This window comes from Sinorhizobium terangae, from assembly GCF_029714365.1.
In the GTDB taxonomy this organism is placed as follows: domain Bacteria; phylum Pseudomonadota; class Alphaproteobacteria; order Rhizobiales; family Rhizobiaceae; genus Sinorhizobium; species Sinorhizobium terangae.
Window position 1 is genome coordinate 156,547 of record NZ_CP121659.1, and the last position, 22,272, is coordinate 178,818.

Here is a 22,272-nt window from a genome sequence, read left to right on the forward strand (position 1 = left end):
CTCCGCTCCAGCCAGCATCTTGAATCACAAAACGGACTAAAACGGAATCCCCTCCGATTCAGTCAAAACCGGAACCGCTCTAGAGCATCTTATCCGCTTTCAGTGATTCCACTTGAAAGCAGGATGCTCTAGCCGCGCCGGAAGGGCAGCATCAGCGACCAGACGAGCCTGGTCGGCTTGTCGCGCCCATAAGCCCGGAGGCCCGTTTCGATCGCATCGTCGCCATTTGCCGGCTGTGCCACATAGGTCGCGAACAGCCGGTCCCAGATGGAAAGATTGAACCCGTAGTTGGAATCCGTCTCGTTTCTCTCGACGGAGTGATGGATGCGATGCATGTCCGGCGTGACGATGAGACGCCGCAGCCTCTTCTCGGCCTTGGACGGCAGTCGCAGATTGGCGTGGTTGAACATGGCGCCGGCGTTGAGAACGATTTCGAAAAGCAGGACGGATAGGGCTGGAGCGCCAAGCGTGACAATGATCGCCGCCTTCCACACCATCGACAGAAGAATTTCCAGCGGATGGAAGCGGAGCGCGGTCGTCAGGTCGACGCCGGGGTCGGTATGGTGGACGCGGTGGATGCGCCAGAGGATCGGCAGCTTATGGGACGCGACATGTTCCAGCCAGACGGCGAAATCCAAGACGACGAATGCGATGAGGCCGGAGAGAAGCGGTGGGAAGCCGAGTGCGGGCAGCGCCCCATATCCGTGTATGCCGGCCCAGAGCGCGACGCCTGTGGCGGCGGCCGGAAAGACGATGCGCAGGAACAGCGAGGAGAGAAGGAGGATCGAAAGGTTCGTCGCCCAACGACGCGCCTTCAAGGCTTTCACGAGCTCCGGTCGTTCCAGACGCGGATGAGAGAGTTCGAGTAGCGCGAGGAGGGCAAAGGCAGCGCCAAAGGCGATGAGGCGCCAGAGCGGTTCCGCAACACCGTAAAACAGCATCCGTTTAGACCTCGTCGATGCGCTGACAGCGCCGCATGTCTTATCAGTCGCGCAAGGGACGCTGTAGCACGTTGAATTGCTGCACGGAACGATGCTCGGCCTGCCGCCTGCGCTCCCAGGGGTTCCGGCGCAAGAGGATCTACTTCCGGAAGCGGGCGATCGCGCCGCGTTCGATGGCCGCGCAGGTCAGTTTGTCGAGCGCCAGCCGGTCGCGCAGCAATTGCAGGAGCCGGATTTCCTCATTGCGAATACGCTGATCGGCGGCCGCAATCTCCACGGCGAGTGCATAGGCCGTGTCATAAAGCCGTTGCGGCAAGGCTTCGCGGATCATTTCGAGAACGACGTCGAGGCCCTCCGGCGCGGCAAGCTGGGCCGAACACTCGCGCCCAATGTCGATCAGCCGATCCTCGTCAAAACCGTCGAAGGCGGGCAGAAACTGGACGAGTCTGCCGATGCCGGCAAACTCGTCGTCGGCCATGTGTCGATCGACAGCGGACATCATCACCATGACATAGATGAACGCTTCGTGTTGGCTGAGGCTCGTGGGCATTTGCCGGACTCCTATCACGGACGGCAGTTAGGAATTTCACGTCGGGCTTACAAGTCCGGTGCCGCGTCGTCCGGTACTGTCGCCACCGGCGGTTCGTCGATGACGAGCGGCGCACGGCTCAGATCGCGCGGGTCATCGCCATAGAAGCCGAGCTTGGCGCTTCGGGCAGCTTCCGCCTTGGCCTCAAGCGGGCTGCCAGGCAGCGGTGTCGCCCAACCGTTACTGACCAGCCATTCCGCCGGGTTTTCGTTTCCGACCTTGCAGGCCGTCGTGACGGTTTTCTTGGAACTCTCTTCGGGCTGATCGCAGACGAGCGCGCGCGCCCTCAGGAAGTTTCGAAAGGCGGTGCGCGCGACCATGCCGCAGGGCCAACTGCGGCCGTTGCGCTCGCAGGTCTTCTCGGCGTTTTCCGGTCCGATATCCTTGAGCTGGACGGTCGTCTCGCCCGAGCGGATCAATCCGGCAGCGAGCGCGACCGGACGCTGGTAGACAATCGTGGTCGCTGCCGGCTTTTCCTTCGGTTCGGAGAGCGGTGGCCGCGGTGCAATGCGCTCGAGCGGCTGCGCAATGCCGTCCTGTGGCACGGCGAAAAGCTGCGGTTCGATTGTCCGTGCCGGCAGGCGGTCGACCTTTCCAGCACCCGCCTTCTGCTCGTGTACTGCTTGCGACTTGGATATTGTCTGCGGCGGTGGGGCGGCAGGCACCTCTGCCGGCGGGTTCGGGGATTCGACCGCTGCTGCATCCGGCGTTTCGAGGGGGAAATCCGGTCCGGCACCTTCCTGATCGCGGATCACGGCGACACCGCCCCAGAGGATGCCTGCATAAAGCAGGAGGGCGAAAAACCCGCCAGCGATTGTGAACGATTGTTGCCGCATCAGGAACGATATCCTACTGGCTGGCCCAGATGATCCGGGCGATCCACTCCACCTCTGGCATTTCGAAATTGCGGTTCGGGTGATCCGGGTTGAGCGACAGGAGCTCGATGCCGCGTGGCGTTTGCCGGGACAACACCTTCGCCATCACCTCGCCCTCGCGGGTCTTGACCACGACACGGTCGCCACGCCGCACCTGTGCCGTTGGATCGACAATCAGAATATCGCCGTCGCGATAAAGCGGCAGCATGCTGTCGCCCTGGATCTCCAGGGCGTACACGCCGGAACGGCGCTCGAGCGCTGCCGGAAAGTCGACCACATCCCAGCCTTGACCGGCCGGAAAGCCGCCGTCATCGAAGAAGCCGCCGGCGCCGGCCTGGGCGAAGCCAATGAGCGGGATGTCAGCCGATTGCTCCCGCTGGCCCGCCGGCACGCTCTTTTCCGCTGCGGGGCCCATCAGGGTCATGAACTGGTCGAGGGACGAACCGGTCGCCTCGAGGATTTTTGAAATCGATTCCGTCGAGGGCCAGCGATCGCGACCATCGGCGGATTGGCGCTTCGACTTGTTGAAGGATGTGGGATCGAGGCCAGCACGACGCGCCAGCCCGGACGGCGACAGCCGATGGCGCTCGGCCAGCGCGTCGATGGCGCGCCAGATGCTGTCGTGTGAAAGCATTCGATTCAACTCCGGAAGGGCGAGTGACGCCATTCCTTCTGCCTCTCACCTTAGATTAGCGAAGCAGGTAAGGGGCGTAAAGAATGCGAAGGAAAATAGTCCTTTGCCGGCTACAGCGCCGACAATTTAAGAATAGATGTGGTAGCTGCGGTCAGGCGGGCTCGCGCGCCTTCGCCTTCCTTGCCATGACCTGCTCATAGGCCGCCTGCAGCGTCTGACGCACCGTGGGTCCATCCGAAGCCGCAGGCGTTGCGCCAAGATGTTCGACCCTGAGTTCGTCCATGAACCGGTCCCACAGTTCCGGCCCGCCTTCCTCCATCAGTTGCGCACGGATGCTCAGCTCTTCAGTGACCGGCAGATAGCGGCGGCCCCAGGCCCCGAGATGCGCCATGATCGGCACCAATGCGATCGTCTTCTCGGTGAGGCTGTAAATCGCCTTCTGCTTGTGGCTGGGGTCATCTCTCTTCGTCAGCATGCCCATTTCCACCAGTGTCTTCAGCCGATCGGCGAGAATGTTGGAGGAGATGCCTTCCTGCGAGCGCAGGAGTTCGCGGAAATGCCGTTTGCCGCCAAAAATCATGTCCCGGACGATCAGCAGGCTCCATTTGTCGCCGAAGACTTCGAGCGAAAGATTGATCGGGCAACCGGAGCGATGGTCGTCTGTCATTCTGGTCCCTGTTGATCACGATGATTTTGCGGCTGAACCCAAGATCATGAACGTGAACGATTCTGGCAAGTTGAGATGCGAGATGCCGGCCGAACCGCCTGCACCTTTCCACATCGGACTAACTGCTTGCATTATCGCATCAGTGGAGCTAATGTGCAACTGCTTTTAATTCAAGAGCAGTATTCCGCCGGGTGACGCAGTCGCGGGATTGTCGGCGATGACGTCAGTTCCGAAAGGATCCCCGGCGGAGGAGCGCGGGGGTTCGGCCACCAAAGAGGAGAAGACCATGACAAGTCCATCCGTAGAGCACGCAAGCTTCACCATAGAACGGGTCTTCAACGCGTCGCCTGAGCGGGTTTTTCACGCCTTTGCTGATCCTGCGACGAATGACCGATGGTTCGTCAGGGCAGACAATTGGCCGGTCGCGGAATACCGGCACGACTTCCGCGTTGGCGGGCGTGAAAGCGGTCGTTTCAGCCAGGACGGCAAGACGTTCCATTTCAACGAGACCGTCTATCTCGACATCGTCGAGAACAGGCGGATCGTCTCGGCCTACACCATGGCGAAGGATGACCGACGGATTTCTGCCTCCATCGCCACCCTGGACCTGCTGCCCGAGGGTAAGGGCACCCGCCTCGTCTTCACCGAACAGGCCGCCTTCCTCGACGGACTGGACAAGGTCGAATGTCGTCGGGAAGGCTGGGAGCAGTTGATAGGCCTTCTTGCCGCCGAACTCGGCGAAACGGCGGCCGCGGCCTGAGGCAATGGTGCCAGTTGCTGCTTGGCGGCCACCTTACAGCATTGATGCCAGCGCGCTGCCGGCCATACCGAAGGAGAACACGACGAGGCAGGCGGCGGTGACGCGGCGGGGCAGCCGCTGGCCGATCGGCCGCCTCGGCAGTCGCGCAAGAAAAGTACCGGCGATGATCCAGAGCGAGCCGGCACTCACCACCAGCACTGCGAAACCTGCAAGCCAGGGCAGCATCGCTACCAGCCCCGCCTGAGGCATGATCGCGAGCGCAATGATCAGCCCCTTTGGATTGACGACTGTGGTGATGAAGACCTGATCAAGCGTGATCGGCCGCTCTGCGCCATCGTGCGCCTTCGCGGTCCAGAGAGCATGTGCCATCAAAAGGATCCAGCTAGCGGCGGCGAGCTTGACGATAAGCCCGATCTCCGGATGGGCGGAGATAAACGGCGCGGTGAGGGCGGCGACCGGTACGACCACCGTCAGATAACCGCCGAGCTCGCCAAGAAGCAGCGGAGCCGAACGCCGCAAACCGGCCGCGGCACCCGAAAGCCACAGCAGCGTGTTGGTCGGCCCGGGCGTTGCCAGGAGCAGGAGGATGGCGAGGGCGAACTGGAGCGGCTGCATGGACGGTGTTCTGGTTGATCTCTCCACATGCTCTTAGCGCACCCGCTAACCCGCCGACTTGACCTTGGTCAATCGCCCGCAGCGGGGATTTCGTGGAGCTGGTCGAGCTGCCCTCTCCGTGTGTCAAGCCCGAGCACTTAGGGCACTCGCCTCGGCGAAGGATGAAGAAGGGGCCGCACCCATCGGCACGGCCCTGGATTCTTGCTTGCGAAGGGCAGGTGACCTTACGCCGCCCTCTTCGCCTCCCCATAAGGATCGAAGCGCCCGTAGAAGGTCTCGCCTTTATCCGCCATCTCCTTCAGCAGCGGCGTCGGCTTGAAGTGGTCGCCATAATTCTTGGCGAGCTTCTCGCAGAGCTTGACGAAAGCCTTTGCACCCATGCCGTCGATGTAGGAAAGCGTGCCGCCGGTATAGGGGGCGAAGCCGAAGCCGAGGATGGAGCCGACGTCGGCCTCGCGCGGATCGGTGACGATGCCTTCCTCGATCGTGCGGGCAGCTTCCAGAGCGATGGTTGCGAGGAACCGTTGCTTCAGCACCTCGACGTCGATCTTTTCGGCATTCTGTTGCGGATAGAGCGTCTTCAGTTCCGGCCAGAGATATTTCCTGGCGGGCTTCGCCGGATATTCGTAAAAGCCCTTGCCGTTCTTGCGTCCGCGGCGATCGAGTTCGTCGACCATCTTGTTGATCAGTGCCATGTGCCGCGGATCGACGGCCTTTTCGCCGAGATCGGCGACGGTCGCCTTCAGGATTTTCTGGCTGAGGTCGATCGCCACCTCATCGTTGAGCGACAGCGGGCCGACCGGCATGCCGGCCATCTTGGCGGCGTTCTCGATCATTGCCGGCGGAACGCCTTCGATCAGCATGTCGTAGGCTTCATGGATATAGCGGAAGACGCAGCGGTTGACGTAGAAGCCGCGGGTGTCGTTGACGACGATCGGCGTCTTCTTGATCGCGGCGACATAGTCGAGAGCGGTCGCGAGCGCGCGGTCGCCAGTCTCCTTGCCGAGGATCACTTCCGTCAGCATCATCTTCTCGACCGGCGAGAAGAAATGGATGCCGATGAATTGTTCCGGCCGCTTCGAGTTCTTGGCAAGGCCGGTGATCGGCAGGGTCGACGTGTTGGAGGCAAAGATCGCGTCCTCGGCGATCACCGCTTCGATCTTCTCGATCACCTCCTTCTTGACCTGCCGGTCCTCGAAGACCGCCTCGACGACGAGGCCGGCGTCCTTGAGGTCGTCATAGTCGGCCGACGGCGTGATGCGGGCAAGCAGGGCTTCACCTTCTTCCTTGGTCAGCCGGCCCTTGCCGATCGAATCCCTCACCAGCCCTTCCGAGTGCGTCTTCCCCTTCCCGGCCGTTTCCATGTCGCGGTCGATGAGGCTTACCGGAATGCCGGCAGCAGCGGTGACGTAGGCGATCGAGGCACCCATGAAGCCGGCGCCGACGACGCCAACCTTTTTGACTTCGGCCTTCGGCACGCCTCCGGGGCGCCGCGCGCCCTTGCCGAGCTCCTGCATCGAGATGAACAGCGAGCGGATCATCGAGAAGGCTTCGGTCGTCTGCAGGATCTCGGTGAAGTAGCGCTGCTCGATCTTGAGACCGGTGTCGAACGGCACTTGCAGGCCCTCATAGACGCATTTGAGGATGGCGATCGCGCCCGGATAGTTGCCATAGGTCTCGCGGCGAAGAATGCCCGAGGCGGCGGGCCAGAGCTGGGCCGAAGCCGGCGTCCAGATGCCGCCGCCCGGCACCTTGAAGCCCTTTTCGTCCCAGGGCTGAACCGGCTTCAGACCATTCTTGATCATTGCCTTGGCGGCGTCGACCAGCTTGTCCGGATCGACCACCTCGTGCACGAGCCCCATTGCCTTGGCGCGTGCCGCGGTCAGCGACGAGCCGGTCGTCATCATCTGCAGCGCGTCCTGCGCATTGGTGAGTCGCGGCACGCGCTGGGTGCCGCCGGCGCCGGGGAAGATGCCGACCTTGACTTCCGGCAGCGCGATCTTCACCGCCTTGGAGTTGGACGCGACACGGCCGTGGCAGGCGAGCGACAGCTCGAAAGCACCGCCCATGCAAGTGCCGTTGATCGCCGAAACCCAGGGCTTGCCCGACGTTTCGAGCTTGCGGAAGAGGCCCGTCATGCGGCCGACAAGGTCGAAGAGCTTTTGCGCGGCATTGGCCGGGTCTTTCTTCTTTTCCTCGGCCTGAAAGGTGAACATCGACTTGATCATCGAGAGGTCGGCGCCGCCGGAGAACGACGACTTGCCCGACGTGAAGACGACCCCCTTGACGGCCGCGTCGGCGGTCGTCTGGTCGACGATCGCGTTCAACTCCTCCATCACCTCCTGGGTGAAGACGTTCATCGACTTTTCGGGCATGTCCCAGGTGACGAGCGCGATGCCATCGGCGTCGGTTTCGATCTTGAAGTTCGTGTAAGACATATTCTCTCTCCCCGGGGATCGGATCAGACGCGTTCGATGATGGTGGCGGTGCCCATGCCGGCGCCGATGCAGAGCGTGACGAGCGCGGTGTTGAGGTCGCGACGCTCCAGTTCGTCGAGCACGGTGCCGAGGATCATCGCGCCGGTCGCTCCGAGCGGATGACCCATGGCGATCGCGCCGCCGTTGACGTTGATCTGGTCGTGCGGAATGTCGAAAGCCTGCATGTAGCGGAGGACGACCGCGGCAAAAGCCTCGTTGAGCTCGAAGAGGTCGATGTCGGAAAGCTTCATGTCGGCGCGCTCCAGGAGCTTTTCGGTCACGTCGACCGGACCGGTCAGCATCAGCGCCGGGTCGGAGCCGATGTTGGCGAAGGCGCGGATGCGCGCCCGCGGTTTCAGCCCCATGGATTCGCCGCCGGCCTTGGAGCCGAGCAGCACGGCAGCCGCGCCGTCGACGATGCCGGAGGAGTTGCCGGCGTGGTGGACATAGTTGATCCGCTCGATTTCCGGATGCGCCTGAATGGCGACGGCCTCGAAGCCGCCCATCTCGCCGGGCATCTGGAAGGAGGGATTGAGCGAGGCGAGCGCCTGCATGTCGGTGGTCGGGCGCATGTGCTCGTCGCGGTCGAGAATGGTCAGGCCATTCTGATCCTTGACCGGCACGACCGAGTTCTTGAAGTAGCCCTTTTCCCAGGCATTCGCGGCGCGCTTCTGGCTTTCCACTGCATAGGCGTCGACGTCGTCACGTGAAAAGCCGTACTTAGTGGCGATGAGGTCGGCAGAGACGCCCTGGGGCATGAAATAGGCCGGCAGGTTGACGGAGGGGTCCATGAACCAAGAGCCGCCCGACATGCCAAGGCCGACACGCGACATGGATTCGACGCCGCCGGCGATCACGATGTCGTCCGCCCCCTGGGCGATTTTCGCGGCGCCGAAATTGACGGCATCGAGGCCGGAGGCGCAGAAGCGCGAGATCTGCATGCCGGGAGCGCGGGTAGAGTAGCCGGCCTCGAAGGCGGCTGCCTTGGGGATGACCGAGCCCGCGTCCATGACCGGATCGACACAACCCATGATGATGTCGTCGACGGTCGACGTGTCGAGGCCGTTCCGGTCGCGCACCGCTTCCAGCATCTTGGCCGCGAGGCGGACGGAAGGCACCTCGTGCAGCGATCCGTCCTTCTTGCCGCGGCCGCGCGGCGTGCGCACGTGGTCGTAAACGAAGACTTTCGTCATCTCTTGATCTCCCTTTGGGCGGCATCGCTTCGAGCCGCGCTTGATGCATTGGAGCGGGATGCTTGCCGAAGCCGCCCCGCGCTTTCCCCATCCTGCTCCGAGTGTGAAATCAGAACGCGGCGGCGTCCAGCGCCATCAGCGTGTCGGCGCCGGTTTCGATACGGGCTTTCCGCAGTGCCGTTTCGGGCATGATGCGCTCCATGTAGAACCGGGCCGTGATGAGCTTGTTCTTGAGATAGTCCGCGCGTTCGGTTTCGCCACCGGCGAGCTTGTCCTCAGCCGTCTTGGCGATCCTGCCCCACATGTAGCCGAGCACGACGAGGCCGAAGAGATGCATGTAATCCGTGGAGCCGGCGCCGGCATTGTCGGGTTTTGCCATGGCGTTCTGCATGAACCACATGGTTGCCGCCTGCAGATCGTTCAGTCCTTTCTTCAGTGCCTTGGTGTAGCCCGACAGCTTCTCGTCGCTGCGGTTTTCCTCGCAGAAATCGCCGATTTCCTTGAAGAGCGCCATGACGGCGCGGCCGCCGTTCATCGCCAGCTTGCGGCCGACGAGGTCGAGCGCCTGGATGCCGTTGGCACCCTCGTAGATCATGGCGATGCGGGCATCGCGCACGTACTGGCTCATGCCGTGCTCTTCGATATAGCCGTGACCGCCAAAGACCTGCTGTGCCATGACCGTGTGGTCGAAGCCCCGATCGGTCAGGACGCCCTTGAGGATCGGGGTCATCAGGCCGAGAATATCGTCGGCGGCCTGGCGATCCTCTTCGCTGTCGGAGCGGTGGGCGATATCGGATTTCAGCGCTGTCCAGAGCGTGAAGGCGCGGCCGCCTTCGTTGAACGCCTTGATCGTCATCAGTGCACGGCGGACGTCCGGGTGGACGATGATCGGATCGGCGTTCTTGTCCGGTGACTTCGGGCCGGAAAGCGAGCGGCCCTGGAGGCGTTCGCGCGCGTAGTTGGCGGCATTCTGATAGGCGATCTCGGCGATCGCGAGCCCCTGCATGCCGACGGCAAGACGGGCCTCGTTCATCATCACGAACATGGCGCTGAGGCCTTTGTTCTCCGCACCGATCAGGTAGCCGGTCGCCTCGTCGTAGTTCATGACGCAGGTGGCGTTGCCGTGAATGCCCATCTTCTCTTCGATCGCACCGCAGGAGACGCCATTGCGCTCGCCGGGTTCGCCACTATCGTTGAGCCTGAACTTCGGCACGATAAAGAGCGAGATTCCCTTGACGCCTTCCGGTGCCCCCTCGATGCGAGCGAGCACCAAATGGATGATGTTCTCGGCCATGTCGTGCTCGCCGGCGGAGATAAAGATCTTCTGGCCTGAAATCCTGTAGGAGCCGTCGCCATTCGGCACGGCCTTGGTGCGCAGGAGCCCGAGGTCGGTGCCGCAATGGGGCTCCGTCAGATTCATCGTACCGGTCCAGGTGCCGTCCACCATCTTCGGCAGGTACGTTCGCTTCTGCTCCTCGGAGCCGTGAACGAGAATGGCGGCGATCGCCCCCTGCGTCAGGCCCGGATACATCATCAGCGACATGTTGGCAGCGGACATGAATTCGCCGACGGCGGTGTGCAGTGTGTAGGGCAGGGCCTGGCCGCCGAATTCTTCCGGTGCCGCAAGGCCGAGCCAGCCGCCTTCGCGATAGAGATCAAAGGCCTGCTTGAAGCCCTTCGGCACGGTGACCGAGCCGTCGTCGTGGCGTCTGCAACCCTCCTGGTCGCCCGAGAGGTTGATCGGGAGAAGCGCCTCTTCCGCGAGTTTGGCAGCCTCGCCGACGATCGCCGCCACCGTGTCGGGGGTTGCATCGGCAAAGCCCGGCAGGTTGTTGTACCGCTCGATGCCGAGCACGTCGTTGAGGATGAACAGGGTATCGTCAACCGGGGCCTTGTAGATGGGCATTCGTTCCTCGCCTTATCTCCCTTCGGGCACGCGCCAGAGTGCGGTCTGCCCGATTCTCAATGCTTCGAGCGTACACCGCCGGGCGCGGTCTCGCATCGCCGGCTGGATGCTACGAAATTGTGACGTTTGCGTAAACGTCAAAATGTGGATGTTTTGAAAAGTTTTGCGATCGCGCCGTCATGAAGGGAAATCCCCGTGCCCGAGCGCGCGCAACGGCCGTGATCCTGACAAAACGTTAAATAATTGAGACTGATTAACTGCTTATTTACCACGTTTAAGGAATTGTGGGTGGTGAGATAGTCAAAGCTGCAACCGGTCCCGTCCACGCGCTGTTGTTGCTTTGGCAACATCGATCGCACCGCCACTCGGAGCCTGGCTCTTCCCGTCGCGGCTTTCGGTGATGGTCAACGACAGGGGCGAAGAGACAATGAACGGATCGCGATCCAATCCTCAGCGCGCAAGCATCCCGTCCTACAGCGACAGGCCGTCGCTTGATGCCCTGAACCGAACGATAGAGGGCCTGGAGGCGCGTATCGAAGGCTTGATGAGCGGCGCGGGGCGTGACGCCCAGGAGCGACAGGCCGAGCGCTCGGCGACGACCAGCGACGCTGTCTCAGAAATCCTAGAGCGCCAGCGCGCCCTGAACGCAAGCCGCGAGCGGACGTCGCTGCGCGAACGTATCGCCGCGCGGGAGGCCGATCGTTTTGTTTCCAGCCGCGTCCAGGAGGCGCCGCGAACGCCCGCCGCACCCGCGCGATCCGCGTCGGCTGCGGCCGATATAGCCGAAGCTCTGGTCGGCCTGCGGCAGGAGTTGAAGCGCGATATCAGTGACGGGCTTGTTCGCGAACTGAGTGCTCTCAGATCGGAAATCCGCGGCATCAAGGCCGAGGCGCAGGATCATCTTTTCGCTGAGGACATTCGGGCAGATATGCAGCGCCTGGCGGATGGCATTCATCAGCTCGGCCGGCAGGCGTCGCCAGCTCAGGCGGACGCGCTGCGCGCCGAATTCGATGGCCTCAGGGCGCTGATCGACGGCCTGGCCAACGAGGACGGCATCCGCCGACTGGAAAACCGCTGGAAGGATGTCGAGGAGCGCTTGAACGCCTTCGACCGGAATCGCGACGACGAGCTCGTGGCTCTCGCCTACAGGCTCGATGACATCAAGTCGCAAATCGGCGCGTTGGATAACGGAGCGGCCTTCGACGGATTGCAGGAAAAGCTGCTCGCGATTGCCGATGCGATCGAGCTCCTGGGGCGGCAAATGCAGCCGGAGGACGGCCGCCTCGTCTCGCAGCTTGCCGATTTCGACGCACGGTTCGATGAAATCAGCCGGGCAATCGCGGTCAATGGCCGCAATGCGGCCGATTTTGACAACGCTCTCGTCAGCCGTCTCGAAAGTCGGCTCGGCGATCTCTCGCGGCAGATCGACGAAGTCTCTCGACCCGTCGAGGCCGGGCTCGGGGCACGGATCGAAGCGCTGACCGCGCGCATCGAAGAGCTGTCGGGCGAAAAGGCCGCGACCCGTCTCGAGGAGCGCCTCGACGAACTCTCGATGCTGCTTGAGAGCAACCAGAAAAACGCGCAAGCGGAATTGGCTGACTATCTCGCCGATATTTCTCAGCGAATCGAGGCTCTGGACCAGGGAAGCGTCAACTCGGCTCTGGCCGAACGCCTCGACTATCTCGCGCGCCGGATCGACGACTTGAACATGCACGCCGCGCCACCCGTGGCGGATCAGCGCTTCGAGCGTCTGGAAGACCGCCTTGCGGATATCGCGCAACGGCTGGAGGAAACGCATGCCGCTCCATTCGACGACCGTGAGGCGCTGCGCAACCTCGAGACTCAGATCGCCAATCTGTCGACCCTGATCGGCCAGCCGCGCGTCGAGGTCGGTGCGGCTCCGGTGGATTTCGAAAGCCGGATGAGCGCGCTTGAAGACTATCTGGCAACGAGCGACGAGTACATCATCGAGGCAGCGCGCCAGGCGGCCGAAGCCGTCATGGAGGCCTTTACCAAGAATGGGCCGATGCATGCCAGCGGCGACATGGCGGCAATCTCGGCGCTTGCCGAGGATCTGAGGACGCTCGAGGATCTCAGCCGTTCGAGCAACGAACGCACGGCACGCACGTTCGAAGCCCTTCATGAAACGCTGGTTCAGATTGCCGAGAAGCTGGAACTGCTCGAAGACCGCGGGCCTGTCGCAGCCGTTGGGCGCTCCGAGGCCGCGATAACGCGCGGCATTCCCGCAATGCCGAGGGCCGCGCAGCCGGAATTCGGCAACACTTTCGGTAGAGCCGGTCTCGACGATCGCGACGACGATACCGAGCGCAATGTTCAGGTGCTGCAGGCGGAAGACGAGGCGACGGTCATCGAGCCGGCTTCCGCCGCAGTCGATGATGTGGTGGTTGCCGAGGCGGTTTCGACGGTCGAAAAGGACGAGGTTCGGGAGCCGGCTCCCTCTGCCAAGACGGGATTGCTCGCAGGGCTCACCCGTCGCTTCAGCGGAAAACGAACTGCCGCGTTGCCTGAGCGTGTGCGGCAGGTGGTCGAACCCGCTCCATCGATCGACCCGTCCGAGATGCTCGCCCCCGAGGATGCCAACCAGCTGCTCGAGCCCGGCTCCGGCGCGCCGGACGTCAAGAAGATTCTCGAGCGCGTCCGCGCCGGTCAGATGAGCCGCGGCAGCCAGCCGGCCTTCGAGGGCGACAAGGCCGATTTCATTGCGGCTGCACGCCGCGCGGCGCAATTGGCGGTCGAGGAGGCGGATACGCTCAGCGTGAAGGACAGCAGCGGTTGGTCCGTTGCCGGTGCCTTTGCCCGTCATCGCCGTCCGATCCTGATGGCGGTCGGTGCGGTGCTGCTGGCGATCATGTCCTATCCCCTCGTCAGCACCGTCCTCAAGGGCAAGGACACGCCCGAAATCCAGCCGGCAGCAGTGATCGAGCAGAAGGCTGTTCCGCAAGTTGCAGAAGCGAAGGCGGTGGACGACCGTCTGACCGAAACGGCCGCCGCCCCTGTTGCAAAGACACAGGCAGAGGCGCCGGTGGCAAAAGCAGCGCCCGCGCCAGGGGCCGCTGCGACAGCGAATGCCGCCCCGGCCGCGAATTCGGTGCCCGCCGCGAAGGCGGCCGAGACAGCGCCCGTTACCGCCGGCAGCCACGCACCCTTGCTGCATCCGGCAAGCGAACCGGCGCAGGCGAGCGCATCGACGTTTGAGGTCGCTCCCGCCGTCACCGCCAAGGCGGGCACATTCGAGCCGATCGCCAAGGCCGGCAACGTAGTCCTTCCCGAAGGCTTTGGTCCTCCCGCTCTTGTCACGGCCGCCAAGGGTGGCGATCCTCTCGCTTTCTATGAGATCGGCACACGCTTCACCGAAGGCCGCGGCGTCAAGGAAGATCCCGCGGAAGCGGCAAAATGGTATCAGCGCGCGGCGGATGCCGGCGTGATCCCCGCCGAGTACCGGCTTGCCAATCTCTATGAAAAAGGGGCAGGCGTCGCGCGCGACACCGTGAAGGCGAAGGCGCTCTATCTCAAGGCGGCGGCCGCGGGCAACGCCAGCGCGACCCACAATCTCGCGGTCATGCTCGCCAGCGGCCGCGACGGGGCACCGGACTTCGCCGAGGCCGCCAAATGGTTCGAGAAGGCGGCGAGCCTCGGCGTCCGCGACAGCCAGTTCAACCTCGCAGTGCTTTATGCCCGCGGCAATGGCGTCAAGCAGGATCTGGAAGAATCCTACAAATGGTTCTCGATTGCGGCTCGCGACGGCGACAAGGATGCCGGCGAAAAGCGCGACGAGATTGCCAAGGCGATGAATCCCGAACAACTGGCGAGCGCCATGGCCAAGGCCGACGCATGGAAAGTCCAGCCGGCCGACGCCAAGGCGAACAGCGTCGATATCCCCGACGCCTGGGTCGGTCCGCCGACCAAGACAGCCACGGTCGATATGAGCAAGGCCGTGCGCAATATTCAGGCGATTCTCAACAACAATGGTTTTGACGCCGGGACGCCGGATGGATACCTGGGCAAGAAAACGATTGCCGCCATCAAGGCCTTCCAGAAATCCATTGGCCAGGAGCCGACCGGAGAGATCACCGACGCACTCGTCAGGGAACTCTTGAAGCGGAATTCCTAAGCAATTCCAGGAAAAGTGCGCAGCGGTTTTCCGTCCGGAATTGCGTCGCTTCAAAGAGCAATTCCAGGAAAAGTGCGCAGCGGTTCTCCGTCCGGAATTGCGTCGCTTCAAAGAGCAATTCCAGGAAAAAGTGCGCAGCGGTTTTCCGTCCGGAATCGCGTCGCAGCAAGGAGCTGGGTCATTTCACTGTTTCAATAAAACAACGAAATGATCTTCCAGCGGCGCGCGCATGCTGTGGTTTTAGCCGCCGCAATAAAGCCGCAGATCGGCGCGACAGGGTTCAGGGGCGAAGTCTGGAGGCCATGTGCCTGAAAAGGTTGACAGCTCGGACCATGGGGCGCATGAGGAATTGCCGCTTGTCCCTCGTCGCCGAGGGGGCGGTCCGCCGCCATACATTCCTGCTCGTGGTAAATCACTTGCCACTTTGAAACGTCGCGCCGTGCGTCTCTCCGGATGCGTGCAGGATGCGAACAACCCTACAGCATCGTGCGTCTTTTCAGACGCACAAAGGTCGCTGTAGCGCTTTGAATTGCTGCATGTTTTTTGTCCTTAAATCGGTTCCGATTTAAGGAAACATGCAGTAGGCATTGCACAATTCCTCAATCGATTCCGGTTAGGGATTGTGGAGCAGCAATTCCGCCCGCGTCGCGGGCCTTTGTCGTATTGAGGTCCGGCCGTGACGGTCTATCTGCCCATTGCAGAGTTGTCGGTGAACATACTCATCATTCTCGGCATGGGTGCGGCCGTCGGATTTCTGTCCGGCATGTTTGGCGTCGGCGGCGGTTTCCTGATCACGCCGCTGCTGATCTTCTACAACATTCCGCCCGTGGTGGCGGTGGCGACGGGCGCAAATCAGGTGGTTGCCTCGTCGATCTCCGGTGCCATCACGCATTTCCGCCGGGGCACAATCGATATCAAGCTGGGCACGGTGCTGCTTTGCGGCGGTCTCGTCGGCGCAACGCTGGGCGTCTGGCTTTTCTCGCTGTTGCGCCAGGTGGGGCAGCTCGATCTGGTGATTTCGCTGCTTTACGTCGTGCTGCTGGGCTCGGTCGGCGGCCTGATGCTCTGGGAGAGTATCGGCGCCATGCGCAAGGCCGCGAAGAACCAGTCGACGCCACGCCGCAGGCCCGGGCAGCACAACTGGATTCACGGCTTGCCGCTCAAGATGCGGTTCAAGAAATCGAAGATCTATCTGAGCGTCATTCCGGTCGCCACCCTCGGTTTCGCCATCGGCATCCTGACCTCGGTCATGGGCGTCGGCGGCGGCTTCATCATGGTGCCGGCGATGATCTATCTCTTGCGCATTCCGACGAGCGTCGTCGTCGGAACCTCGCTCTTCCAGATCGTCTTCGTCTCGGCTTACACGGTGATCGTCCAGGCATCGACAAACTACACCGTCGATATCGTGCTCGCTTTCGTGTTGATGATCGCCGGCGTCATCGGGGCGCAATACGGCGTTCGCGTCGGCCAGCGGCTGCGCGGCGAACAGTTGCGGGCGCTGCTTGCCTTGCTCGTCCTTGCCGTCGGCATCCGGCTGGCGATCGAGCTCATCATTCCGCCGAAGAATGTCTATTCGGTTGTATCAGCGGGGTTCGGCTTCTGATGTTCGATCTCGCGCGCCTATGTCTTGTCTCTCTGGTCCTCGCTCTGGCGGCGCCGGCGGCTGCCCAGATTCGGCAAGACGACGTGTCGGAATTCGCGGAGAAGCTCGAGATCGGCATCTCGACGGAAGAAATCTCCATCACGTCCGACTTTCGCGGCGCGGACCTCACGATCTTCGGTGCCATAGACGGCTTTGACGAGAAGCTCCTCGCGCAGGGCAAGTACAGCATCATCGTCACGCTCGAGGGGCCCAAGGAAAACGCGACGGTACGAAGGAAGGAGCGCGTCTTCGGCATCTGGGTGAACACCCGTTCGATGACCTTCGAGCTGGTGCCGGAATCCTATTCGCTGTCGAGCACGCGTGACATCGAGACGATCGCGCCGCCGGGTGAGTTGGGTAACATGGGCATCGGCGTCGACCATATGCGTCTGGTGCCGCTGGGCTTCGTCGGCGACGGCAGCAATCTCGGCGAGTTCCGCAGCGCGTTCCGCCGGATCAGGGAGGAGAGCGGTGTTTTCCAGCGCGACCCGGGCGGCGTGCGGTTCATCAGTTCCAGCCTGTTCAGGGCGTCCGTGCGCCTCCCCGCCAACGTCCCGAATGGCGTCCATGTCGTGCGTGCCTATCTTTTCCGGGATGGTCTTTTCGTCGCCGCGAAAGCCCTGCCGCTCACGGTCGTCAAGACCGGCCTCGAACAAGCGATCACGCGCGCAGCGCACGAGCAGCCGATGATCTACGGTCTCTTTGCCGTGCTTCTGGCGGTCATCACCGGCTGGGGCGCCAGCCTGCTATTCCGCAAGGAGTAGCTATTCTTATCGACATGCGTCCTCTTCGCGTTCCCTTTTGTGCGGCGGTGGTCTACTGCATGATTCCTTAAATCGGAATCGATTTAAGGATAAAATCATGCAGCAAATCAAAGTGCTACAGCGGCCTTGGCGCGTCCGATTGGACGCGCGGCGCTGTAGAAGCAATTCCAGGAAAAGTGTGCCACGGTTTTCCGTCCGGAATTGCGCCATCTCAAAAGAGTTGGAGCATTTCCCCGTTTTGCTAAGACGAGGAAATGCTCTAAGGAAGGGAAGATATTTTGACATCGGAGCGCCCTTGACGACGGGCGCGGCGCTCCGCGCAGCAGAGGAAACCCCATGAAACCGATTTTTGTCCAGTTGCAATGCGCTCCCGGCAGGACCTACGAGGTGGCCGACGAGATCTACCGCAAGGAGATCGTCTCGGAGATGTATTCGACGAGCGGCGATTACGATCTGCTTCTGAAGATCTATATTCAGGAGGGCGACGATATCGGCAAGTTCATCAACGACAACATTGCATCGGTTCCGGGCATTTCCCGGTCGCTGACGACCTTGACCTTCAACGCCTTCTGAGGTCGCTCCCGGCGCGGCTCGTTTCGTCCTCAGCGCTGCGCGTCTGTCAGACGCGCAAAGGTCGCCGACTATTTTCAGCAATTACATTGCCAATCTCGCGCCCGGCGCGCCCGCAACGACGCCGGATGGTGACCCGAGGTGCTCCCCAATTACCGATTGCAAATTGAAAGCGGTTCGCTATTATGAAACTGCTTCAATTATGCAAGCGGTTTCGTGGAGGATGGAATCATGGGCAAGGTCATTGTCTGGAATTTGGTCACGCTCGACGGGTGCTTCGAAGGCACGAAGAAATGGGATCTCGACTTTCACAATCGTGCCTGGGGGCCGGAACTGGAAGCAATCAGCCTGGAGTTCGGAGACAAGGCGCAGGCGCTGGTCTTCGGTCGGGTCACCTATGAGGGCATGGCGGCCTACTGGCCGACGGCGGAAGGGGAGGGCCGGGTGAAGACCTATATGAACGCCCTTCCGAAGATTGTCGCCTCACGCACGATGGAAAAGGCGGATTGGAACAACAGCCGCGTCGTGCGGGACGTCGCCGCCGAATTGCGACGGCTGAAGGGGGAGAGCGAGAAGAACCTCTATATCTTCGGAAGCGCCGACCTTGTTGCCTCGCTGTTGCCGGAGAACGTCATCGACGAGATCATGCTGTGCCTCGTTCCCGTGCAGCTTGGTGAGGGGACACCGTTCTTCAAGAAGGCCGCGGCCGCGAAGCCGTTCAGCTTGATCGAGGCACGTCCGCTTTCCAACGGCAGCGTCATTCTGCGCTACGCCCCGGAAGCCGCCTGAACCGCTTGCCGACGGACTGCAGCGCCGCGCGTCCAATTGGACGCGCCAAGCTCGCTGTCCGATTTAAGCAATCATGCAGTAGCCTTAGCCCATGAGATTGTCATAACGCACCGAGTAGATTCGATCGCGGCCAAGCATATGGGCGACCAGCGTGCCGCGATCGAAGAGTCCGCTCATCGCCCGGTGGCGCAGATCGAGCCCGCCGGTCGTGACGCCGAAGGCCGGCATCAGGAGCCGCTTGCCGTCGGTTGCGAAGCAGGCGCGCCGGACCGACCTTTCGCGGCGCCGCACGGTCGCCGACGGATGCAGGTGCCCGGCGATCTCGCCCTCGGCGTCGATCCTCGACGGTTCGTGCCGGAAGACGAGCCCGGCATGGCGGAGTTCATCCATGGAGGCGCCCGGTAGCCCCCACGCGCCATCGGGATCGTGATTGCCGTTGATCCAGATCCAGTCGCGGCCGCGGGCCATGGCCGCGATCATCTGTCGAAAGGTGTCGGGCATTGCCGCCGAACCGGTCCGGTCATGGAAATTGTCGCCAAGGCTGATGACCGTGCGCGGATCGTGGCGAGCGATCACCGCCTCAAGAATGCGCAGCGTCGCAAGCGTATCGTAAGGCGGCAGCATCATGCCACGGCGGGCGAAGGCCGAGCCTTTTTCAAGATGCAGGTCGGAGACGACGAGCGTGCCGCTCTCCGTGAGATAGAGACCGCCGAGCGGGTCGCAGATCGCGGCGATGCCGTTGATCGTCGTGCGCGCCTGGAAGGAGGCGTTTGCGGCCGGAGTTGCTATCGCGTGAACGAGCCGTTGCATGGTCACCCCGATATTCTCGGGAGTGTCCCGCGCGGGCCTGAACCTCCGTCCGGCCGGAGGCATGGTCGGCGCCAAGGCCTCCCCAACCCCTCTCCACAAGGAGGAGGGGCTACGTTGCCGCGCACTCCGTACACTGGCCGTGCTCCAGCCACATGTGGAACTGGCAAAGGAGGCGAGACGGTGGCCCCGCGGAGCCCCTCCCCATTGTGGGGAGTGGTTGGGGAGGGGCCCTGTTCTTCCCTTCGAACTGATCGGCAGACCTTGCCCGGAACGCCTGCAATCTCTCTCATATCGCTCCCCTATCCATCGTGGCCGGCGCCCATTGCCTCGTTCATCAGGTCATCGGCCGCCTCCGACAGCAGGAAGTCGTGGGCCTCTCCGTGGATCACTTCCTTGCCAATCTCCAGCATCACGGGGATGGCGAGCGGCGAGATATGATCGAGTCGGCGGTGGGTGATATGCCCCTTGATTCGCTTCAGCATAGATCCGAGCCGGCCGATGTCCAAAAGTCCCGTCGCGGCGTCGTTGCGTGTTGCCTCCAGCAAGATGTGGTCCGGCTCGTGCGCTCGCAATACGTCGTAAATGAGATCGGCCGAAACGGTAATCTGTCGTCCGGTTTTCTCCTTGCCCGGATGGCGCTGGTCGATCAATCCGGCGATGACCGCGCAGTTGCGGAAGGTGCGCTTCAAGAGGAAGGATTCGTTGAGCCAAGCCTCGAGGTCGTCGCCGAGCATGTCTTCGTCGAAGAGTTGCGCGAGCGAGGGCTGACGCGCCCGGAAGGCGCTGCTGAGATCGTCGAGACCCCAGACGGCGAGCGAATAGTCGGTGGCGACGAAGCCGAGCGGTTTCAGGCCGGCGCGGTCGAGGCGGCGGGTCAAGAGCATGCCGAGCGTCTGGTGCGCAAGCCGCCCCTCGAAGGCGTAGATTACCATGTAGTGGCGGCTCCCGCGCGGAAAAGTCTCGATCAGCAGCTCGTCCTCGCGCGGCAGCATGGAGACGTCCTTCTGCAACGCCAGCCAGTCGCGCACCTGGTCCGGCAATGAGGCGCGGCCGGTCGGATCGGCTAGCATCTTGCGGACCTGCGCCGCGAGATAGGTGGAGAGCGGGAATTTTCCGCCGGCATAGCTCGGCACCTTCGGGTCGAAGGAGAAGGCCTGGGAGACGAGGCATTCGTTTTCGCGGATGCCCTCGAAACGCACGACCTTGCCGGAAAAGAGAAATGTGTCGCCCGGCGACAGCATATCGAGGAAATATTCCTCCACCTTGCCAAGCGTCATGCCGCCCCGGCCAAGCGAGCCGCGCGCATTGCGCTTGACCATGCGCACGTTCAGCATCGGGGATTCGACGATAGTCCCGACATTGAGGCGATATTGCTGAGCGACCATCGGGTTCGACACCCGCCAGAGCCCGTCCTTCGTCTTGCGGATTCGGGCGTAGCGTTCATAGGTGCGAAGTGCGTAGCCCCCGGTGGCGACGAAATCGACGATGCGCTCGAAAGTCTCCCAGGAAAGGTCCATGTAGGGCGCCGCGCTGGTGATCTCCCGATGAAGCTCGACAGCGTCGAAGGGCTTCGCGCAGGCAATTCCCAAGACATGTTGGGCGAGCACGTCGAGCGCGCCTCTGCCGACCGGCGGCGTATCCTGCGCGCCGATATAATTGGCGTCGAGCGCCGCCTGGCATTCCATCACTTCGAAGCGGTTGGCGGGCACGAGGATCGCCCGGCTTGGCTCGTCCATCCGATGGTTGGCGCGGCCGATGCGTTGGGCAAGACGGCTCGCCCCTTTGGGGGCGCCGACATGGACCACGAGATCGACATCGCCCCAGTCGATGCCAAGATCGAGCGTCGAGGTGGCGACGACGGCGCGTAGCCGGTTTTCGGACATGGCGGCCTCGACCTTGCGGCGTTGCGCGACATCGAGCGAACCGTGATGCAGCGCGATCGGCAGGTTATCGTCGTTGATCGTCCAGAGTTCCTGAAACAGCATTTCCGCCTGGCTGCGGGTGTTGACGAAAAGCAGTGTCGTGCCGTGATCCTTGATCGCGGTATAGACGTCGGCGATCGCATAGCGCGCCGAATGTCCTGCCCAAGGCACGTGCTCGTCGGTGCGCAGGATCGAAATTTCCGGCTTCGCGCCGCCGGCAACGGTGATCAGACCGGCGTGATTCTCCTGTTCTTCGCTCTGGGCCACGAGCCAGCGCTGCAAGTCCATCGGCTCGGCAACGGTTGCCGAAAGGCCGATCGTCTGGAGGTCGGGCGCCAGCCGGCGCAGTCGTGCCAGACCGAGCGAGAGCAGATGCCCGCGCTTCGAGGTCACCAGCGAGTGCAACTCGTCGAGCACGACATAGCGCAGATCCTTGAAGAAGCGCTCCGCCTCGCCATCGGCGATGAGGAGGGCGAGCTGTTCCGGCGTGGTCAGGAGGATATCGGGCGGATAGAGCTTCTGGCGCTGTCGCTTGCCCGGCGGCGTGTCGCCCGTCCGGTTCTCGATCCTGACCGGCAGACCCATCTCCGCCACCGGCTTCATCAGGTTGCGCTCGATGTCGACCGCGAGCGCCTTCAGCGGCGATATGTAGAGCGTGTGGATGCCGGTGAATGGTGAGCCGGGCGGGACCTTGCCGCGCCGGGTAAGCGCGACCAACGACGGCAGAAATCCGGCGAGCGTCTTGCCCGCCCCGGTCGGCGCGATCAGAAGCGTACTTTCTCCAGCCTCTGCGCGTGACAGGAGTTCGAGCTGGTGGGCGCGGGGTCGCCAGCCTTTCTCCGCGAACCACTGGAGAAACGGCGCCGGCAACGTCAGCGCGTCGCTTTCGGGCAATGGAGAATCGATCCTGTTCACGGGGAACAAAAGTAGATCATGTTCGGGAAAAGAGAAGCCCGAGCGCGGTGTTGCCGGAGACAACTTGACTC

Annotated in this window: 17 protein-coding genes; 6 read left to right on the forward strand and 11 right to left on the reverse strand. The window is 62.5% G+C overall.

The window, feature by feature from the left end:
* Positions 1–128 precede the first annotated feature (128 nt).
* The 5 genes from QA637_RS00755 to QA637_RS00775 form a co-directional block, all read right to left on the reverse strand.
* Positions 129–941, reverse strand: a complete 813-nt coding sequence (locus tag QA637_RS00755; protein WP_153438645.1) for a sterol desaturase family protein — start codon at positions 939–941, stop codon at positions 129–131.
* Positions 942–1,080: 139 nt separating this feature from the next.
* The gene (locus QA637_RS00760; protein WP_153438643.1) at positions 1,081–1,491 is read right to left on the reverse strand and encodes a tellurite resistance TerB family protein; all 411 of its coding nucleotides are present in this window, start codon (positions 1,489–1,491) and stop codon (positions 1,081–1,083) included.
* Positions 1,492–1,538: 47 nt separating this feature from the next.
* Positions 1,539–2,366: a thermonuclease family protein gene (locus QA637_RS00765; RefSeq protein ID WP_153438641.1), complete on the reverse strand. Its 828-nt coding sequence runs from the start codon at positions 2,364–2,366 to the stop codon at positions 1,539–1,541.
* A gap of 13 nt (positions 2,367–2,379) precedes the next feature.
* Complete coding sequence (locus QA637_RS00770) at positions 2,380–3,039, reverse strand: S24 family peptidase (protein WP_153438639.1); 660 nt, start codon at positions 3,037–3,039, stop codon at positions 2,380–2,382.
* A gap of 151 nt (positions 3,040–3,190) precedes the next feature.
* A complete protein-coding gene (locus tag QA637_RS00775) occupies positions 3,191–3,706 on the reverse strand; it encodes a winged helix-turn-helix transcriptional regulator (protein ID WP_153438637.1) in 516 nt (171 codons plus the stop codon).
* A gap of 286 nt (positions 3,707–3,992) precedes the next feature.
* On the opposite strand from QA637_RS00775, the gene QA637_RS00780 reads away from it, so the two are divergent.
* Entirely contained in the window at positions 3,993–4,466 is a 474-nt protein-coding gene (locus tag QA637_RS00780) for an SRPBCC family protein (protein WP_153438635.1), read from the forward strand.
* A 33-nt stretch (positions 4,467–4,499) separates the two neighbouring features.
* Here the strand turns inward: QA637_RS00780 and QA637_RS00785 are convergent, their stop codons facing one another.
* From QA637_RS00785 to QA637_RS00800, 4 genes are all read right to left on the reverse strand, one after another.
* A complete protein-coding gene (locus QA637_RS00785) occupies positions 4,500–5,081 on the reverse strand; it encodes a LysE family translocator (protein WP_153438633.1) in 582 nt (193 codons plus the stop codon).
* A gap of 224 nt (positions 5,082–5,305) precedes the next feature.
* Positions 5,306–7,519 carry a 3-hydroxyacyl-CoA dehydrogenase NAD-binding domain-containing protein gene (locus QA637_RS00790; protein ID WP_153438631.1) on the reverse strand — a complete coding sequence of 738 codons (2,214 nt, stop codon included), beginning with the start codon at positions 7,517–7,519 and terminating at the stop codon, positions 5,306–5,308.
* Between the two features lie 23 nt (positions 7,520–7,542).
* Complete coding sequence (locus QA637_RS00795; protein ID WP_283062960.1) at positions 7,543–8,751, reverse strand: acetyl-CoA C-acetyltransferase; 1,209 nt, start codon at positions 8,749–8,751, stop codon at positions 7,543–7,545.
* A gap of 109 nt (positions 8,752–8,860) precedes the next feature.
* Entirely contained in the window at positions 8,861–10,657 is a 1,797-nt protein-coding gene (locus QA637_RS00800; protein ID WP_283062961.1) for an acyl-CoA dehydrogenase C-terminal domain-containing protein, read from the reverse strand.
* Between the two features lie 427 nt (positions 10,658–11,084).
* Here QA637_RS00800 and QA637_RS00805 point away from each other — a divergent pair, with 427 nt between their 5' ends.
* From QA637_RS00805 to QA637_RS00825, 5 genes are all read left to right on the forward strand, one after another.
* Positions 11,085–14,789, forward strand: coding sequence for a peptidoglycan-binding protein (locus QA637_RS00805; RefSeq protein WP_153438625.1), 3,705 nt, complete (start codon positions 11,085–11,087; stop codon positions 14,787–14,789).
* 676 nt (positions 14,790–15,465) lie between these two features.
* Positions 15,466–16,392 carry a sulfite exporter TauE/SafE family protein gene (locus QA637_RS00810; protein ID WP_184108419.1) on the forward strand — a complete coding sequence of 309 codons (927 nt, stop codon included), beginning with the start codon at positions 15,466–15,468 and terminating at the stop codon, positions 16,390–16,392.
* Positions 16,392–17,195: a TIGR02186 family protein gene (locus QA637_RS00815; RefSeq protein ID WP_153438622.1), complete on the forward strand. Its 804-nt coding sequence runs from the start codon at positions 16,392–16,394 to the stop codon at positions 17,193–17,195. Before QA637_RS00810 ends, QA637_RS00815 begins: the two co-directional genes overlap by 1 nt.
* A 336-nt stretch (positions 17,196–17,531) precedes the next feature.
* Positions 17,532–17,768: an Lrp/AsnC ligand binding domain-containing protein gene (locus QA637_RS00820; protein ID WP_153438619.1), complete on the forward strand. Its 237-nt coding sequence runs from the start codon at positions 17,532–17,534 to the stop codon at positions 17,766–17,768.
* 228 nt (positions 17,769–17,996) lie between these two features.
* Positions 17,997–18,554, forward strand: a complete 558-nt coding sequence (locus QA637_RS00825; RefSeq protein WP_283062964.1) for a dihydrofolate reductase family protein — start codon at positions 17,997–17,999, stop codon at positions 18,552–18,554.
* A gap of 84 nt (positions 18,555–18,638) precedes the next feature.
* On the opposite strand, the gene pdeM is transcribed toward QA637_RS00825, so the two are convergent.
* Complete coding sequence (gene pdeM, locus QA637_RS00830; RefSeq protein WP_283065009.1) at positions 18,639–19,364, reverse strand: ligase-associated DNA damage response endonuclease PdeM; 726 nt, start codon at positions 19,362–19,364, stop codon at positions 18,639–18,641.
* A gap of 299 nt (positions 19,365–19,663) precedes the next feature.
* Positions 19,664–22,210: a ligase-associated DNA damage response DEXH box helicase gene (locus tag QA637_RS00835; protein ID WP_283062966.1), complete on the reverse strand. Its 2,547-nt coding sequence runs from the start codon at positions 22,208–22,210 to the stop codon at positions 19,664–19,666.
* Positions 22,211–22,272: the final 62 nt, after the last annotated feature.

What these genes read in the sequence shown, in the direction of transcription:
- QA637_RS00755 (WP_153438645.1), bottom strand. Translation starts at nt 941, where the DNA reads ATGCTGTTTTACGGTGTTGCGGAACCGCTCTGGCGCCTCATCGCCTTT.
- QA637_RS00760 (WP_153438643.1), bottom strand. Translation starts at nt 1,491, where the DNA reads ATGCCCACGAGCCTCAGCCAACACGAAGCGTTCATCTATGTCATGGTG.
- QA637_RS00765 (WP_153438641.1), bottom strand. Translation starts at nt 2,366, where the DNA reads ATGCGGCAACAATCGTTCACAATCGCTGGCGGGTTTTTCGCCCTCCTG.
- QA637_RS00770 (WP_153438639.1), bottom strand. Translation starts at nt 3,039, where the DNA reads ATGCTTTCACACGACAGCATCTGGCGCGCCATCGACGCGCTGGCCGAG.
- QA637_RS00775 (WP_153438637.1), bottom strand. Translation starts at nt 3,706, where the DNA reads ATGACAGACGACCATCGCTCCGGTTGCCCGATCAATCTTTCGCTCGAA.
- QA637_RS00780 (WP_153438635.1), top strand. Translation starts at nt 3,993, where the DNA reads ATGACAAGTCCATCCGTAGAGCACGCAAGCTTCACCATAGAACGGGTC.
- QA637_RS00785 (WP_153438633.1), bottom strand. Translation starts at nt 5,081, where the DNA reads ATGCAGCCGCTCCAGTTCGCCCTCGCCATCCTCCTGCTCCTGGCAACG.
- QA637_RS00790 (WP_153438631.1), bottom strand. Translation starts at nt 7,519, where the DNA reads ATGTCTTACACGAACTTCAAGATCGAAACCGACGCCGATGGCATCGCG.
- QA637_RS00795 (WP_283062960.1), bottom strand. Translation starts at nt 8,751, where the DNA reads ATGACGAAAGTCTTCGTTTACGACCACGTGCGCACGCCGCGCGGCCGC.
- QA637_RS00800 (WP_283062961.1), bottom strand. Translation starts at nt 10,657, where the DNA reads ATGCCCATCTACAAGGCCCCGGTTGACGATACCCTGTTCATCCTCAAC.
- QA637_RS00805 (WP_153438625.1), top strand. Translation starts at nt 11,085, where the DNA reads ATGAACGGATCGCGATCCAATCCTCAGCGCGCAAGCATCCCGTCCTAC.
- QA637_RS00815 (WP_153438622.1), top strand. Translation starts at nt 16,392, where the DNA reads ATGTTCGATCTCGCGCGCCTATGTCTTGTCTCTCTGGTCCTCGCTCTG.
- QA637_RS00820 (WP_153438619.1), top strand. Translation starts at nt 17,532, where the DNA reads ATGAAACCGATTTTTGTCCAGTTGCAATGCGCTCCCGGCAGGACCTAC.
- QA637_RS00825 (WP_283062964.1), top strand. Translation starts at nt 17,997, where the DNA reads ATGGGCAAGGTCATTGTCTGGAATTTGGTCACGCTCGACGGGTGCTTC.
- pdeM (WP_283065009.1), bottom strand. Translation starts at nt 19,364, where the DNA reads ATGCAACGGCTCGTTCACGCGATAGCAACTCCGGCCGCAAACGCCTCC.